The sequence below is a fragment of the Nitrospira sp. SG-bin1 genome (genome assembly GCA_002083365.1).
GTDB lineage: Bacteria > Nitrospirota > Nitrospiria > Nitrospirales > Nitrospiraceae > Nitrospira_D.
Map to the genome: position 1 here is coordinate 90370 of LVWS01000038.1, position 15521 is coordinate 105890.

The 15521-nt window shown below is 56.3% G+C and carries 14 protein-coding genes and 1 tRNA gene; 14 read left to right on the forward strand and 1 reads right to left on the reverse strand.

The genetic code is table 11. From position 1 onward, the window contains the following. Positions 1-71: 71 nt before the first annotated feature. The 11 genes from A4E19_07995 to A4E19_08045 all read left to right on the forward strand — a co-directional run bounded on the left by A4E19_07995 (position 72) and on the right by A4E19_08045 (position 11635). Positions 72-533 carry a hypothetical protein gene (locus A4E19_07995; protein OQW31544.1) on the forward strand — a complete coding sequence of 154 codons (462 nt, stop codon included), beginning with the start codon at positions 72-74 and terminating at the stop codon, positions 531-533. 199 nt (positions 534-732) lie between these two features. Then, positions 733-2466 carry a hypothetical protein gene (locus A4E19_08000; protein OQW31545.1) on the forward strand — a complete coding sequence of 578 codons (1734 nt, stop codon included), beginning with the start codon at positions 733-735 and terminating at the stop codon, positions 2464-2466. Positions 2467-2504: 38 nt separating this feature from the next. Beyond that, positions 2505-3323, forward strand: coding sequence for a hypothetical protein (locus A4E19_08005; protein ID OQW31546.1), 819 nt, complete (start codon positions 2505-2507; stop codon positions 3321-3323). Next, the gene (locus A4E19_08010; GenBank protein OQW31547.1) at positions 3323-4258 is read left to right on the forward strand and encodes a hypothetical protein; all 936 of its coding nucleotides are present in this window, start codon (positions 3323-3325) and stop codon (positions 4256-4258) included. The genes A4E19_08005 and A4E19_08010 overlap by 1 nt, the downstream gene beginning before the upstream one ends. An 11-nt stretch (positions 4259-4269) precedes the next feature. Then, positions 4270-5397, forward strand: coding sequence for a hypothetical protein (locus A4E19_08015; GenBank protein OQW31548.1), 1128 nt, complete (start codon positions 4270-4272; stop codon positions 5395-5397). 19 nt (positions 5398-5416) lie between these two features. After that, positions 5417-6421: a hypothetical protein gene (locus tag A4E19_08020; GenBank protein ID OQW31549.1), complete on the forward strand. Its 1005-nt coding sequence runs from the start codon at positions 5417-5419 to the stop codon at positions 6419-6421. A gap of 1 nt (position 6422) precedes the next feature. Further along, positions 6423-8297, forward strand: coding sequence for a hypothetical protein (locus A4E19_08025; protein OQW31550.1), 1875 nt, complete (start codon positions 6423-6425; stop codon positions 8295-8297). Between the two features lie 80 nt (positions 8298-8377). After that, positions 8378-9001 carry a hypothetical protein gene (locus A4E19_08030; GenBank protein ID OQW31551.1) on the forward strand — a complete coding sequence of 208 codons (624 nt, stop codon included), beginning with the start codon at positions 8378-8380 and terminating at the stop codon, positions 8999-9001. 10 nt (positions 9002-9011) lie between these two features. Continuing rightward, positions 9012-9728 carry a hypothetical protein gene (locus A4E19_08035; protein ID OQW31552.1) on the forward strand — a complete coding sequence of 239 codons (717 nt, stop codon included), beginning with the start codon at positions 9012-9014 and terminating at the stop codon, positions 9726-9728. A gap of 51 nt (positions 9729-9779) precedes the next feature. After that, positions 9780-10607: a hypothetical protein gene (locus tag A4E19_08040; protein OQW31553.1), complete on the forward strand. Its 828-nt coding sequence runs from the start codon at positions 9780-9782 to the stop codon at positions 10605-10607. Positions 10608-10609: 2 nt separating this feature from the next. Next, positions 10610-11635: a hypothetical protein gene (locus A4E19_08045; protein OQW31554.1), complete on the forward strand. Its 1026-nt coding sequence runs from the start codon at positions 10610-10612 to the stop codon at positions 11633-11635. Here the strand turns inward: A4E19_08045 and A4E19_08050 are convergent. Beyond that, positions 11632-12525, reverse strand: coding sequence for a hypothetical protein (locus tag A4E19_08050; GenBank protein ID OQW31555.1), 894 nt, complete (start codon positions 12523-12525; stop codon positions 11632-11634). The two genes, A4E19_08045 and A4E19_08050, sit on opposite strands and share 4 nt — an antisense overlap. Before the next feature lie 244 nt (positions 12526-12769). Here A4E19_08050 and A4E19_08055 point away from each other — a divergent pair, with 244 nt between their 5' ends. The 3 genes from A4E19_08055 (at position 12770) to A4E19_08065 (ending at position 15405) form a co-directional block, all read left to right on the forward strand. Beyond that, a complete protein-coding gene (locus A4E19_08055) occupies positions 12770-14647 on the forward strand; it encodes a hypothetical protein (GenBank protein OQW31556.1) in 1878 nt (625 codons plus the stop codon). Positions 14648-14749: 102 nt separating this feature from the next. Beyond that, positions 14750-14825, forward strand: a tRNA-Thr gene (locus A4E19_08060). 157 nt (positions 14826-14982) lie between these two features. Beyond that, positions 14983-15405: a hypothetical protein gene (locus A4E19_08065; protein ID OQW31557.1), complete on the forward strand. Its 423-nt coding sequence runs from the start codon at positions 14983-14985 to the stop codon at positions 15403-15405. Positions 15406-15521: the final 116 nt, after the last annotated feature.

The window sequence follows — 15521 nt, forward strand, 5'->3', positions numbered from 1 at the left end:
ATCACGCGCGAGGGTCGCGTGAATGCTCGCAATGATTAGAAGAAATGGTTAGAAGAACGAGTTCCACGCCAATGGTCCTGGGTCTTACCCTCTGGGTAGTATCTGGTTGCGGTGAGCAGGGTCCCGGAGATGGCCCGATCGTTCCTCCGCCTCCCGCACCGGCGGAATATGCCGACAAGCACATGCCGACCGATTGGTGGGGAGATGTCCAGAAGTTTGAAGAAGGGCGAAAGTTGTACGTGGGTGAGACAAATCCCGATGTCAATTGTGCCAGTTGTCATGGAAAAGATGGAAAACCTGTGAAGGCGGGTGCAACGGACTTTCGAAACCCTGAGCGCATGAAGCTGTATTCGGATGCCGTATGGTTTTGGCGTATATCCGAAGGGGTGCCGAATACCAAGATGCGAGGCTGGAAGAGCAAGCTCTCCGACGAAGACCGGTGGAAGCTCGTGCTCTATGAGCGGAATTTTTCATTGGCGGGCAAGGTCTGGAGTCAAGAAGAGAAGCAGTGGATCGATGCTCGTGTGAAGTAGCCGATAGGGTTCCTCGGCTGGCCTGTGCAGAATTTGTCATCTGTCTTCGGGATCTACGATATGCGGCAGTCGAGAGGTTTTCCTTCGGTTTGGAGAATCGAGACCGCTTGTCAGACTCAGGTTGTTTTCGTGAAGCAGTCAGGGATCCCCTTATCGGTACGCAATAGAGGAACATGCGATACTGCGCTGATTTATTAAAGTGAGGGAGCATCGAGACATCGTGAAAAAACTGTCGCACAGTCTCTTAACGCTCGGTACGCTTCTCGCGCTTTGTGTGCTTGGTTCAACCAGCATCCATGCTCAGGAGCTTGGGGCGTCTTCAGTGGAGTTTCCGTACACAGGCAATCGGACGGCAGTATGGATCGTCGCGCAGCTGCATATCTTGTTTGCCGCGTTTATCCTCGGGGCACCGATCTTCGTCGTCATTTCAGAATGGTTGGGTTACCGCAAACAGGACCCGCGGTATGATCGCCTCGCCAAAGAAATTACCAAGGTCACGGTCATTCTCTTCAGTATGACGGCGGTAACCGGCGGTTTGTTTATTTTCGTCCTTCTTGCCGCCTACCCGCAGTTCACGACCTCGTTCATCAACCAGTTTTATATGGTGTTCGCGGTCTTGTATCCGGCGCTGTTTATCGCTGAAACGATTCTCATGTATGCCTATCTCTACACCTGGGATGTCTGGAAAGGTGAAAAGAAAGGGCGTCATATCGCACTGGGCGTGGTCTTGAATCTTGTCTGTTTGCTGATCTTGTTCGTAATCAACGGCCCAACGTCGTTCATGAACACGCCGCCCAAAGCGGAAGGGGTGTCGCCGCAGGATTTTCTCGCAGCCGCCACCTTGTGGGATAAGATCGCGAACCAAAGTTGGTTCCCCCTGAGTCTTCACCGGATCGACGGCAATGTGGCGTTCGGCGGGTTCATCGCCGGGATGATCGCCGCCTACATGTATATGGGAGCGAAGACGCAGGAGGAGAAAGCTTATTACGATTGGATGGGATTCGCCGCCATCTGGATCGCAGTCGGTGGGTCGTTGTTGCAGCCGTTTACGGGTCTGCTATTGGCGTATGAGATGTGCGATTACGACTTTTCGTTCTGTCCGTACATGATGGCGGATCAGCTCTCCATGTTTTTCGAAATGCAAGGAGTGATGATCGGACTCTTGTTCTTGGGCATCAACTATTATAGTTGGCTCAGCGTTAAGCGCATTGAAGGAGCCGAAAATGTGCGGATGACGATCCTGGCTCCCATCGTCTTGGTGGTGTTGCTCCCCGCTACGATGTGGGTGATGAATAGTTACTGGATTCCAGATCCGATGTCCTTGGCCTTTCTGCTGCCGCTCGCATTGTCGCCATTCCTGTTGGGCCGGTTCGTCCCCATGACGGTTTCCGCGAAGACAGTCATCAAGATCGGCTTTATCGTCATGCTCGTGAGCGATGCTGTTTGGCTTACCCCTGCCGGATTTGTGGCTACCGGGACCGATATGCCGGATGAGCTGAAACTCCCGGAAGGATGGGATTATCTGTCGTCAATGCCGGCGAAACTTTCGGCGATATTGACGCTGGTGTTTGTGACGGTCGTCAATTACGTCCTCTATAACAGAACCATCAAGCAGGGCACGATTCTCTGGGGCAAGATCGATTTCGCCTCTCAGTTTGTGCTGATTTTCTTGGCGTTTACCTCGACGTGGATCATGGGCTTGATGGGGGCCGTACGGTCGCTGCTGAAGAAGTATTTTCATACGTATAGTTTGGTGTCGGACCTCAGCGCGGAGTCATTTACTCCGACGCTTTCGTATTCGGCCGGATGGATTACGGCCATCACCGTATTCTTTATTGCCATCGTCAGCTTAGCTGCGCTGGTCGCTCTTCGGCCTTCCGTTTCGAAGGCGCGGGAACCCGAGGGGAGTCCTGTCCCCGTCGCAGCGAAGTAATCACCGTATGGGGCCTTACTGAGGTAGCGAGAATTCGCATGGGGAACATATTCAAAAAGCTGGGTATAGGATCGGCGGTCGGCGCGGTGTTGGTCGGCATCGCGCGCTCACAAGATGTACCTGTCGATTTTCAACTGCTGTTCTTTGTTGTCTCGCTGATCGGGGCGATCGTCTTCATGCTGCTTGACGCGCAGCCGATCGGAACCATGAGCGGAGGGAAGTCCGTTTTCGCCGTCATGGCCTTCTGGATCCTTTTGGTGACGGTCTGTGTGGCCGGAGCGTCTCTGCTGCCACAGTTTGACCCTGAAGATGAAAAGGTAAAGATCGGGAAACTTCTCGATAAAGAACGAAAACAGTCGAGCCAGGGCAAAGCGGAAGAACTGATAGCCCGGGCGAAGGCTCTGGATGAACAGGTCAAAGCGCTTGAAGACCGGCTCAAGGGTATTGGCGGAGGTCAGGCGGCGACGGCGACCTCGGCGCCTCCGGCTCGAGACAAACCTTCCGCAGCCTCCGATGGAGGGAGTGGGGCTTCAAGCGATGTGATGAAGGTCGGGGAGGAACAGTGGCAACTGCAGGAATGTTACAACTGCCACAAGTTGCGCGGTGAGGGCGGAAAGAAGCGTGGCCCGGAGTTGGACAACATCGGTTCGTTGTTGACGGTGGAAGAGATCCAGCAGAAAATTGCCGACCCCAAGAGCTTCATGGCCGAGGGATATGAGAAGGAATGGCAGAAGGGCATCATGCCGGACAAATTTAAGGACCTCATGGATCCCAAGGAGATGTCGGCGCTCGCCACTTGGTTGGGATCCTTCAAGAATGCCTCCGTCAACACCCCGAAGCCGATCAAGAAGAAGTAATGCTGCAACCAAAGCTGAAATCCAAGGTCCGGTGCACCGACCTCGACATTGGTGAAGTCACCAAGGTCGTGCTCGATCCCCTCTCCCATGAAATCAGCCACATCGTCGTTTCTATGAACGGAAGGGGCGAGCGCCAGGTTGCCATCGGTCATGTGCAGGCTGTCACTGACGATCTTGTGCAGTTGCGCGCGCCGTCGGCGGATATTCTGGCGTTGCCTCCCTTCAGGCGGGACGACTATGTCACCACTCATGAAGTGGAGATCTCGCATCTTGAAGACAACATCCATGTGATGCCGGGCGAGGTATTGGTCCCATTGCCCGACCTCGAGAAGAGTGTCAAGCGCCGCACCTTCTTCATGAATTTTACGCACGTCATCGGATTTTTGATCGGACTTCCGATCGCGTATCCCATTCTGCGGTTTCTCATGAAGCCGATGTACGCGGATTTCGACAACCAGTGGCTGAAAGTGGGAAACGTGAGCAAGATCAAGCAAGAAGATGTCGGCGTGCAATTCAAGTACAAGAAAAAAGTAAAAGAAGCCTTCATGCCCGAATCCGAAATAGAGAAGAACGTCTGGGTTCTTCGGGCGACTCCGGAGCTACTCGAAAAAGTCTACAAAGACAAGGACATGGAGTTCCGCGATGCCAGGGGGAAAGCGATCTGGACCAACAAGAAAGAAATCCCCTATGTTGCGTTTTCCGGTAAGTGCCCACACTTGGGATGCGGTTTCAAGTGGCGGCAGCATAAGACCTTGGGGCAAGTCTTCCTCTGTCCGTGCCATTTGAGCATCTACGATGCATCCGGAAAAGTACTGGACGGTCCCGCACCGCGAGGTTTGGACGCATTACCTGTCCGCGTGGCCGCGAACGGCGAAGTTGAGATCATCGATATGGAATTCAAGGCTGGTACGAAGTCACAAGTTCGGATCGTGTGAGAGCCGGCGGCATGACTATCAAGCAATCTTCTCCTGCAACAGTTCCCGATCATCAGCCCAGCACGATCGAAAAGCTCGTGGCCTTCCTGGATGAACGTGTCGGCCTCAAGGAAATGCAGGCCAAGATGCTGAACGAGCCGATCCCCGGCGGCTCTCGATGGGCCTATGTGTTCGGGTCCGTGTTGTTGTTCATCTTCGCCATGCAGGCTCTGACGGGCATGTTGCTCATGTTCTATTATGTGCCGACCGCAGACCACGCGTATGACAGTACGCAATATATCATTCACGAGGTCGATTATGGGTGGTTCCTGCTGAGTTATCATTTCTGGGGATCCAGCGCCATGGTCGTCTGTGTCGTCGCGCATATGTCTCAAGTGTTTCTCTGGGGCGCCTATAAGAAGCCGCGAGAGTTGCTGTGGCTTGTGGGCCTGGCACTGTTCGGCATTGTGATCACCTTTGGCTTTACAGGCTATCTGCTGCCTTGGGACCAGCGTGCGTTCTGGGCGACGATCGTGGGTGTTGAGATCTTGGATAAGACGCCCGTCATCGGTGATTTCATGGCTCGGTTTCTGAAAGGCGGACCGACTCCCGGTCAGATGACCTTGAGCCGATTTTTCGTCCTCCATGTGATGATTCTCCCGGCCGCACTTATGGCTCTCGCCGGATTGCATCTCTTCCTGTTTCGGGTCGCTGCCCCCGCGGGACCGTTCAGGGGGACCGTCGAGGAAATCAAGGCGAAGACAGATTATTTCTTTCCCCGTCAAATTTGGAAAGACATCGTCGGGATGGCTTTTGTCTTTGTCGGTATTTGTGCCTTGGCCCTCTGGGAGCCGGTCGTCTTGTTGGATCAGGCGACGCCAGACCCGGGGGAGTACCATCCCGAACCGGAATGGTATTTCCTGTTCTACTTCCAATTGCTGAGGTTGAAACTCTTTGCGGGCCAATTTGGTCAGTTTTTGGGAGCGGTGGCATTGCCGGTCCTGTTCATGGTGCTGCTCGTCGCGCTTCCGTTTTTCGACAAAGATCCGGAGCGGAATATTTTCAAACGACCGATCGCCCTGATCAGTTGGATCGCCATCATGGTGGTCATCGCCTTGTTTACAGTCGCGGCGGTCATTAACCGTGAATTCCTGGATTAGTTGATCCTTCTCGTTTGTTATGGCTGAAGAACGCGAATCAATGTCTCCGACGAAGATAGGATTTGGCATCCTCTGGCCAGCCTGCTGGACGGGTATTCCCATCAAGGCCGTGTTCGCTGTGCTTGCCATGACGATGGGATTGGTGCACTTCGAAGGACGATTTGGACTGGCTTTTTTGTTGCTGTTTGCGAGTCCGGTCACCGTCTTTGCCGCCCCCATCATCATGGCGATCTTTGAAACACACTTTGGTGAAGGGATCGGTCTCCCGCTTATTTTTGGCGCATCGATCCCCGTCGATATCTGGGCGTTGGGCGTGGTCGGTCAAACGTTTTTCCTGGAGCGTCTGCGGAAAGAACCGCCTCATGACGGGTTGGGTTTTGCGATTTGGTGGCGGGCCGCGCTCATCGGGACCTTCTTTCTCCCGCTTCTCTGGTGGATCGTCAGCCGTGTGACGGAGATCGCCATCAGCGCCTCTCACTCCATGGCTCAAATGGAAAGCATGAGGCATATCTTCGACACCGGTCTTCCAGTCGCAGAACGCATCGGTCTTGAACTGACGATCTGGGGATCCATCTCCTCGGCGGTTCTGATCATCTTGGCGGTGATCGGGGTGTCCATTCTCGGGCAAATCATTCGCCGTATGGCGGAAAACGCCCGTCCCGCACCTGAAAATTATCAAGGACTCGTCACCCGCTGGGACCTCATGAGGGTCCCGACCGATCAAGGATTGCTGTTGGCGTCGGTCGCGGGCGCCGGTGTAGTGCTGGCATTGGTGTTTTGGACCATACTCCCGGTGACGACGCCGCATCCGCATGAGTGCTGTAAGAAACCCGAAGTGCAGGCGGAACCGCCGTTCAAGCCGTCCGAGTCATTGAACAAGAATGCGCAGCGACTTGCGTCGCTTGCGGCACAAGTCGAGGCAATGGAACGACTGAAGACGGACCCAAAAAGTCAGAAAGATAAGGCGAAGGAGAAAGCCGAAGGCGGAACCGCCAAGGACTCCTCTGCCAAGACGAAACCGTAACTTGCGAGGTGATGAGGTGAGTGCCATACAACAGGGGGTCGGAACGATTCAACGGGCTCTCCGGGCCGTCGGAAGTCACGGCGGATGGCTCGCAGGTCTCTTGTTGACAGCTGGTTGGCTTGCGCTCCCTTCGATCGGTTTCGCGGCGGAGGGAGCCTCGGCCGGTCCAACCGAGTATCGCGATATTCCTTATATCGGCAGTCGCAACCTTATCTGGTTTGTCGCGCAGCTGCATTTGCTCCTGGCCGGGTTTGTCTTAGGCGTGCCGATCTTTGCGTGGCTGTGCGAAGTCATCGCTTGGAGGGGAGGCGAACAGCGATACGACAAGCTCGCGAAGGAGTTTACCAAACTCCTCACTTCGGCCTATGCAACGACCGCCTTGTTCGGCGGCATTCTCCTGTTTCTGTTGGTGGCGTTCTACCCCAAGCTGATGAATTATCTGACGGATGTTTTCTTCCCGTCATTTTTACTGTACTGCCTGCTCTTCCTGTTAGAAACCGCCACGCTCTATCTGTATTGGTATGGGTGGGATGCGATGCAGTATGGCAATAAGAAAACGTTGCATATATTTCTGGGGTTCCTGCTAAATTTCTTCGCCGTGTTCATCATGATCGTGCCCAATGCCTGGGCCACGTTCCAGGCCAGCCCGGTCGTGATTTCCGAAGGCACGGCCATCGAACGAGCCTGGGCCGCAACGTGGAATCCAACCTGGTGGCCCATCAACATCCATCGGTTCATCGCCAACGTCGTGCTCGGTGGGTACATCTGCGGAGCGTACGCCGGAGTCCGATACCTGTCGGTCAAGAGTACCGAGGATCGGGAACATTACGATTGGATGGGCTATGTCGGCAATTTCATCGGGGTGTTCGGTCTCTTGGCTCTGCCGTTCGCCGGCTATTGGCTCATGAGGGAAATTTACCAATACAACCAGCAGATGGGGATTACGCTGATGGGAGGATTCCTGTCCTGGCTCTTCATCATCCAAGCCATGCTGATCGGGGTCCTGTTCATGGGTTCGAACTATTACTTCTGGCTGGGCATCACCTATCGCATTCCTGGATCAATGGCAAAATATCGGCGACCGATGCTGTGGATGCTGATTAGTCTGCTGTTTTGTCTCGCGGTGTGGATGACACCGCATTCGCTCGTCGCCAGCATCGAAGAAGCCCAGAAAATGGGAGGCGCCCACCATCCCTTGCTCGGCGTCCTGGGGGTCATGTCCGCCAAAATGACCGTGTCGAACCTCATGATTCTCATTACCTTCATGAGCTTCGTCATGTATTGGCGAGCGGGAAAACAGGACACGGCAGGGTGGGCGAAGTTCGGGAAGGCGGTCATGGGCGCCATCTTGGTCCTGGCCAGCATCGCCGTCATCGTGCTGGGGGTGTGGGGGTACTTCGTACCGGCAATCGTCCGCATCAATTACTTCTCCACGTCCCAGGTGCTGATCGTTATTTTCGTCATCCTGACGATCACCCCGCTGACGGCACTCTTGCTCAAGAGCGCCAGAACGACGACAGAAATGGTTTGGGGCAGTATGCCACCCCGCGCCGGGTATGCGCTGGTTCTGAATGCCGTCATGGTCATTCTTCTCATGACATTGATGGGCTACGCGCGATCCTCATCCCGTGTTCATTGGCACGTGTATGGGGTCATGCGGGATTCGTCGCCCTATGCCTATTCTCCCGCGCTCGGCAGTGCGTCGCTGATCATGGCCTTTTGTACGTTTTTCTTCTGCATCCTCGTGGCCTTTATCTTCTGGGTGGCCACCATGGGCGATAAGTACAAAGCCGCTGCCGGCTCGGGAAAAGCGGAACTGCCGCACGGCCTTCCGGCGATGGCTGGAGGGGCTCCGGAGGAGCAACAAAGGACATGAAGAAAGTTTGGAGTCGGGAGTGTTGAGTTGGACACCCAAAAACTGACGCGGCACTTCCGCACCAAGAAATTAGAGGACGTATGAGTGAAGTCGCACAACTACAATTGATCGCGCTGTCAATCGTCGGGATGGGGATTCTGATCCTGCTCTTTATCAAGGCCACGTTTGTCCGGGTCACAGGGTTCGTATTCATCGTACTGGGGCTGTTCTCGTTGATGTCGCTCGCCGTGCCGCAGATGGCTTCTCTGCCTCCGGCAGAGGAAAAGATCGACCTGGCGAGCATCAAGACCCCGACCGACATCGCGGCGATCGGACAGACGGTATTTTTCAGTAAAGGCCAGTGCGCACTCTGCCATTCCATCGGTCCCAGCGAATCCGCTCGCTGTCCCGATTTGAAGGGCATCGGCGCAAAATTGAGCAAAGATTTCCTCTATGAAAGCCTGACGGATCCCCAGGCCTTCATTTATCAGGATTTCCGGCATGGGGGGGCACCCAAGGAATATCCAGCGACGATGCCCGCGATCAATAAGGATCCGATCGGGCTTTCGAAGAATGAAATTATGGCCGTCATCGCATTTCTGCAACAAATGAGCGGTGAGCCGATCTCCGTCAGCTTGAAGGACCTTGAAATACCGGGCCAGGCGCCGTCGGCTCCGGTGAAAGCAGCGGAATCAGCACTCGTCGCCGACGCACAGGCGAATTAGGGAGGGACGTATGGGCGCGTTAGGGAAGCCAATCATACTCATGGTAGCGATGTATCTGTTCTTGAAATTTGTGCTGCCCTACATACCCGGTTCGGCGCCTCTTCCCTCCAGCTTGATTTTTCTCTATCTCATTTTGACGGCGTCGGGCATCGTGATCTTCGAGACCTTGAGTGGGGAATCGAAAGACGCCTTCTGGGGACCGATCCAACGGTTTCTGACCGGCGAAAACATCGGAGGTTTGCAAGGGCTTCGCTACGGGGTGCTCGTTCTCTTCCCTCTATTGGTCGGGTGGCAGACATACGGCAGTACCGCCACGAGCGATCTTCCCCCGACGGAAAGCCGGACAATCCACCCGGCACCGCCGGGAGAATACACCGGCCTTTCGAACCCTGTGCCCAAAACTCCGGAAAATATCATGCAAGGGAAAGGGTTCTATGCGGCCTTTTGCTCGCCCTGCCATGGCGGGAACTTCGACGGCAAGGGACCCGCGGCGCGTGGTTTTATTCCGGCGCCGGCCAATTTTGCCGATCCGACGACCATCGCCATGTTGCAAGAAAGTTATCTGTTCTGGCGCATCAAGAAAGGCGGGGTCGGTCTCCCAATCGAAGGGGCGCCATGGAAGTCCGCGATGCCGCGTTGGGAGGTGGAATTACCGGACGAATGGATTTGGAAAATCATCATGGGTGAATACGACGGGGCCCATCAGTCACCACGGACATGGGAGTAAGAGAGTGAACAGCCTGTACGGATCGAGTCGTGTAGAGAGAACGAGGCCAGCATGAAACCGGCGATTCAGACGATGAAGCGGATTCTGCGGGGTGGGATGGCCCTGACGGCGGCCATGGTCATCAGCGGGACATCGCTGAGCTTGGCTCAGGAAAGCGTGGCGGTTCGGGCCGCGTTGGTGACAGGTGGATTGCCCCTGGACGATCCGGGTGCCGCGGCCTGGAGTACTGCCGCCGCTGCAACGTTTCCGATGTCGCCTCAAGTGCATTGGCCGAATCGTATCCAGGAAGTGACGGTCAAAGATGTCATCGTCCGCGCGTTGCACGACGGCAAGCAAGTCGCGTTTCTTGTGGAGTATGCCGATCCCACTCAGGATCCGGACGATGGGGCGGCACTTGAATTCATGGTCGGGGACAAGAAGGCGCATTTTGCCCATGGACAGCCGATGCTGCAGGTGGAAGGCGGGCCGGTGAATATTTGGTTCTGGAAGAACAAGACCGGCAAGGCGGTTGATATGAGCGCGAAAGGCTTCGGCACCTTGAAGCCGCAAGCGCATCAAGATGTGAACGCAAAGGGGGCTTATTCGAACGGGACATGGAAAGTGGTCTTTTCCAGGAGCCTCTCGACCGACCACCCCGAAGAAGACGTTCAAATTACGCCTGGGCAATTCATCAGTATCGCGTTTGCGGTATGGGACGGTCGGAAAGATGGGGCGGGAGACTTGGTGGAAAAGGGATCCCAAAAAGCCGTGTCCTCGTGGTGGTATTTCCGAGCCGATGCTCCACCGGACTATTCCAGCTATATGTATGCGGCGATCGCTGCTGCATTGGCCCTTGGCTTTCAATTCGTCCTGATCAGAAAACTCAAGAAAGGGCAGTGAGCATGAAGGCGGCAAGGCTGGGTGTCGTTGCATTCACGGTCGGAGTCATCGGAGGTGCGGCGTTGATCGCCGGTGGCTGTGCCAACGAGCAGGAGAAGCGCGGCCACGATCTTTACGTGCACTACTGCAGTGATTGTCACGGGGAGAGCGGCAAACAGAACGAAGGGTTCAATTGGTCGTTCATGCCTGACCCGAAGCCGAAGGACTTGTCCAACAAGTCCGAGATGGGCACGTTCAAGGACGAAGAACTCTTCAGTACCATCTCGCGGGACATGCTGGACACCAGCGAAGAAGGCGGAGATCCTATCGGAGATGACGACTTTGCCGTTCCCACGATGCCGACGTTCAAATATACGCTCTCCGAGGATGAAATCTGGGCCATCGTGGGGCATGTCCGCACGCTGCACGGGATGAAGATGCAGTTCAATGTCGCAGCGCGGAAAACGTCCTTGGAAGAAGGGCTCAAGGCCGCCCAGACGAGGTTCGAACAGGCCAAACAGGCCTATGAAGAGGCGGAGAAGAAGGCGAACGAAGAGGCCGAGCGGAAGAGCGAGCAATTGAAGAAAGATGTCGAAGTGGATGAATCCGCCTATGCGGCCGAGCAAGCGGCGATGATTCAGGCCAAGAAAGAGTTGGATGCGGCCCAGGTGGCACTGAACAATTTTTCCTCCAGACCGGGAAGAGGCGTCAGCATTTCACGGCCGGACCTCACGGTCAAGCCGGCGGAAGCCGCCAAACTGGTTGAGCGTGGGAAACGTCTCTATGAAAACAAATACGGCTGCAACGGTTGCCACAATGTCGACGGTGAAGGGGGCAAGATCGGTCCCGCGCTGGATCGGGCCGGATTTCGGCTGAACGCGACGTGGGTATATCGTTGGCTCAAGAATCCACAGGCGATGGACGCGCACACGCGAATGCCGGCCTTGGGATTGAATGATGCGGACGCCAAAGCCGTGACGATGTATGTGGCCACATTGCGGGCGCCGAAGGCGGAGCCCGTGGCAGAGAAGCCGGTCGAAAAGCCTTAACCCGACAGCCCGGCGAGCAATCCAACCAGGATGGCGACGCCGACCCAGACGTGTGCGCGAAACATGGCGAACGCGTGAAGCGGTGTGATCGGCCTTTGTAGTCGTCCTACCTGGGTTCCCAAAAACAGTCCCACACTCAGCAACGTGAGGTAATAGGGCCAGCGTAGTTCGCTCAGCCATCCCGCTGCGGCCAACAAGACGAGCATGGTACTTAACGCGAGCCCCACGCCTCGGTGGAGAGATGGCCCAAAGTAGAGCGCGGAGGATTTGACCCCGATACGCCGATCGTCTTCTTGGTCCTGGATCGCGTAGATTGTGTCATAGGCAACTGCCCAGGCGGCCGTTGCGCCAAATAGGAGCCAGGCAGGAGCGTCCACCTGTTCCCGCACGGCGGCCCAGGCCATGATCGTTCCCCAGCCGAAGGCGACCCCCAGCATGGCTTGGGGGATGTGGATCCACCGCTTGGAAAACGGATAGAGGGCCGCCAAGAACACCGCGATGGGCGAAAGCCAGGCGACGAGGGGAGGGAGCGCAAGCAACAGGCTTGCGGCAATCAGCAACAACAGACTGAGCAGACCGAAGGCATGTCGGCGGGAGAGTGTACCGGCTGCCAGGGGGCGGGTCTTGGTCCGGCTCACCTGCCGGTCGAACGATTGATCCGCGAGGTCGTTCATGATCACGCCCGCACTCCGCATCACAAACGACCCACCGATGAAAATCGCGAGCAGGTGAAGTGGTGGAAATCCACGGGCAGCAAGGACCAGCGCCCACATCGTCGGAAGCACTAGCAGATACGTCCCGGTTTGATTCGGCAGCCGGATCAGATGCGCGAATGCCGACCAGGGAATTCCTGACGGCGCTGAGGGAGGAGAGATCACCGGCGCGGACATGGAGCGACCTTAGCCTCAGGGAGAACGGACTGTCAATGTGTCTTCCCCGGTTGTGACGCCGATGCGAATCCGATATAACCACAACGTGAGCGAGCTGCAATCTATACGGATCGCCCCTTTCCAGCCATGCCGCCACCTTGTCGCGTTCTGCGTGGTGCTGGCATTCGCCCTGTCGGGTATCGGCTGCTCCCTGTTGCAGCGGGGGAAAGAGCCGATCGCTTCCTCACCGATACCACTGACGCCTGTGATCTGGTTCTCACCCAGCGTGACCACGGCGGAGGTGTCATACCATGATGGGTGCGGGGAGATGCGGTCGCTTGGGCTCGCCGACGTGCTGGTCACCTCCGTCCCAGACAAGTTGGCGGGAGTTTTCACCGGTGTCACGGCTCAGGATCAGTCTGAGGAGTCCATCGCGTCCGACGGCGTGATTGAGGTCGGGGTAGGAATGAGGCGGCTTGAGTTGGCCATCCCGACGCAGGCGCCGGGCACCTATCCGGCGGTCGCGGTCGTGGGCGTTGAAATGGCGTTTTTGGCTCGCGACGGCGCCATGCTCTTCAATAAGAAGTTCGAAGGTACCGGGCGCGGTACGGTGATGGTCAAAGAACAGTCATGCCGGGTGGAGGGCCTGGACACGATTGTGCAGGACGCCGTCGGATCGGCCACTCAGGGGTTGGCCCAACAGATCGCACAGTCGACACAAATTCGAGAATATGCCGCCCACAGAGAAACATGGGTTCCGATCGCGTCACGTCCACCCCACAATGTGCAGGCGGTGCCAGAGCGAGCCGTCGCTCAGCCTCCGAGCGTGCCGGACACGGCGGTGCCGCCGCAGGTCGTTCCGAGCGAGGTTGTCCAGCCGGCCCAGTTGAGTTTTCGTGCGATCATCCGAGATGAAAATCGGGATCAATTCCTTCAGCCGGACGAATCCCTGACAATCGAAATCGAAGTCAAAAATGAGGGATTGGGAGAAGCAAGAGACGTAAGGGTTGCGGCTGAAGGGAAGGCCGAATTGGTCGCCTTGTTTCCATCGGAACTCCACATCGGCATGCTCAAACCGGGAGAGATCAAGCGCACCTCGATCACACAGCGGGTAACGGGAGCTCAAGAGAACCTCCAGGGAGACGTGACCTTGAATCTGCGGACCACCAGCCCGGTGGCATCGGTTTCCCCGCCCAAGGTCTTTAGTTTTGGGGTGAAACCGAGAAGCATTGATTCCACACTGGTGTCCGATGTCGATAATCTGCCGAACACTCTGGCGGCATTTCGCCAACCGAAATCCGTCATCATCTCCATCGGCGTCGGAGCGTTTCGCGATGAGCAGGTGCCGACCGTCAAGTATGCTCGTCATGATGCTGAAGTCATGGCTGAATACTTGCGCGTCATCGGAGGAGTCCCGGGTGAGCGCATCAGAATTCTGCTCGACCGACAGGCGCTCGGGCGGGATTTGGAGGACACGTTTGCGCGTTGGCTTCCCAAGCAGGCGGATCGAGAGACCGTTGTCTATGTATTTTTTTCCGGACGAGCGGTGGTGGACGGGGGAAGCGGTGCGATCTCGCTCGTGCCGTACGATGGGACATTGTCCGAGGCGAGGCAGCGCTATCCTCTCGCACGCCTCCAGGAGGCGCTCGCACGACTTCCCATCCGGCAGGCTATTCTGATGTTCGACGTCTCGCTGGATCCATCTCCCGGCACCGGTCTCGCCGACCTTCCTACCCCGGCCTGGGAATCCTCGGTCAGCGAGGCCAGGAAAGACGTGGAAATGTGGATGGTGGGCAATCGAAGTCTGCAAGAAGCCCACGCATATGAGGAAGGCAAACACGGGCTATTCACGTACCATCTTCTCAGGGGGTTACAAGGCGTTGCCGATGTGGATCGAGATGGAACGGTCTTCGCCGGTGAACTGTGCACCTATGCCCGGAGCCAGGCGGCACGTGTCGCTCGCGAGCAGTTCGCCACCAAACAGGAGGCACTCTGTGTGCCCGCAACGGGGCGCGGAGGCATGGTGCGAATATATCCCGTGGCGAGAGGTAACAATCCAAAGCCGGCTCCGATACAGAAACAGCCGACCCTTCCTGATGACTCATCGAGAGCGGCACCCAATCCTGGGCGGATCGGGCCGTAAAGTTGGGATGAGCCTTCTTTGCTTCATTGACAGGCTCGCCGGGTGGCCGGTATCATGCCGAACAAGGGTCCTCGCCTTGTCTTCCTTTCGCCTCACCAAGGTGCCGGCGTAGCTCAGTTGGTAGAGCAGCGGTTTCGTAAACCGCAGGTCGCCCGTTCAATCCGGGTCGCCGGCTCCACGAATGTTCCCCAGTTGCAATGGAAACCGCTGCAGAAGACCCACGCGTGAGTTCAGTCAGCCCTATCTAGATTCCGTCAAGCGGGGAAGAAACCGCGCTGCTGATCATGCGAGGCACCGATGAATGGATGTGAGATACCGAATTGAGGAGGACATCATTGTTCCTTCCTGGTCCCACGATCTTCAGCTATACTTTACCTATGAAATCGTTTCAACCTAACAACGGCAAGTTTTCCACCTTAGAAACCGTGCTCCGTCTTCAAGGTCTCTTCCGTTACCGCTTGCAACCGCTTGGACTCTCTACGCTTCAGGCCAGCATGTTGCTGTATCTTGACCGGCATCCTCAGTGCGAAGTGTTTGAGATCGCTTCGGCGCTCTGTATTCCGAACCTCACAGCGGTCGAGACCGTGCAACTTATTCAGCGAAACGGATGGATAGGCAAGCCGCGGGTCAATGCGAAGAGGAAGATCGTGAAGCTACAGCTTACTGCAAGAGGCACAGCACTCGCTCAGAAGGTCAGAGAGAACATAGCGGTCACTGATAAACTCTTCGCCCTGGCCGACAGCCGCAAAGCCGCCTAAACAGTGCAGGACCTTCATTACTCATGTCCCTCTTGGCGCTGCTCGAACAGAGAGCCGCCCATACTAAAGAGCTGATGCCCGGGTGCACTTCCGACACATGTTGCCAACTTGAGACT